The organism is Streptomyces sp. CC53, from assembly GCF_001865245.1.
Lineage (GTDB): Bacteria > Actinomycetota > Actinomycetes > Streptomycetales > Streptomycetaceae > Streptomyces.
Window position 1 is genome coordinate 1 of record NZ_MKXB01000042.1, and the last position, 1,104, is coordinate 1,104.

Sequence of the window (1,104 nt, forward strand, 5' to 3'; positions counted from 1 at the left end):
GTGAGGGTCAGGCGGTGCTCGTAGCCCTGCACGATCAGGTCAATCGGGCCCGGGGGGAGCCACGGCGGGGGGCTGGCGATGGTGATGCGGTCACCGATCCGCAGCCGCATGATGTCGCGGATCAGGTGAGGGGCGGCGTGCAGCCGCAGCCGGATCTGCGGGTACCGGGGCTCGTCCCAGGTGCCCAGGTGCAGCCCCCAGTAGGCGATCGGCCCGGGCTGCGTGTCCTCGTACAGGGACAGCTCGACATCGTCGTCGTAGGGGCCGACGCCGTCGGGCGGGGGGTGGATGGACAGGGCGCTGGTCTTGTCGACCGCCCGCGCCGAGGACCCGCCGCTGCGGGTGACGGTGATGTCGTTGCGCACGTGCTGGTCGTCGTCGACGGGGTCGAGCTCCGGGTCGATGCCGTCGCCCGCCGCGAAGTCCAGGGACAGCGCCGGGGTCTGGTTGTAGAGGCTGGTGCGGTCCCGGTACACCAGGCCGAACCCGGCGCCGGTCCTCGTAGAGGATCCCGCCGTCGCTGTCGGCGCACTCGTACAGCAGGTCCAGCAGCACGCCCGGCCGCTGCGGGCCCATACGCTCGCTGAAGACGCTGGTGTCCCCGTCGATCCACGACAGCACCAGCGCGGCCTCTTCGTTGGCGAGGCGGTCGAGGCGGCTGATGGCGGTCTCGCCGTTGTAGCCGTCGTCGGCGCCGTCGTAGACGGTGGAGGCGGGCAGGGGGCCGGTGCCGGGGGCGGCGATGACGGACAGATGTCCAATGGCCATGCCCTCGGTGTCGGCCAGCCAGTCCCCGGTGACGGCCTCCACCCGGCCCATGGAACCGGTGAAGATCGTGGCGGCGTACCACTGGCTGGAGTTGTCGACGTCGAGCCACCGGGCGACGAGGCAGGTCTGGCCGCCGCCCGCGTCGGACACGTAGATCGCGAGCCTGTTCCAGCGGCCCGCGAAGTCGGCGAGGGCGTCGGCGTCGGTGTGCAGGTAGGCGCCGAGCACGGCGCCGGTCTCGTCGAGTGCCTCCACCCGGATACCGGCCGTGGACGCGTACACGGTGGCGTAGCGGCAGGTGGATCCGGCCACCACCATCCGCCAGATCCGTGTCTG

At 71.7% G+C, this 1,104-nt stretch carries 1 protein-coding gene and 1 pseudogene; one reads left to right on the forward strand and one right to left on the reverse strand.

Annotated elements, in window-relative coordinates; translation table 11 throughout:
* Positions 1 to 476 (reverse strand): annotated as a pseudogene (locus tag BJP40_RS33940) (hypothetical protein); the annotation flags it as partial.
* Positions 477 to 760: 284 nt separating this feature from the next.
* Here BJP40_RS33940 and BJP40_RS33945 point away from each other — a divergent pair.
* Positions 761 to 922 (forward strand): hypothetical protein, encoded by a 162-nt coding sequence (locus BJP40_RS33945; protein ID WP_177204297.1) that lies wholly within the window; start codon positions 761 to 763, stop codon positions 920 to 922.
* The last annotated feature ends 182 nt before the right edge of the window (positions 923 to 1,104 follow it).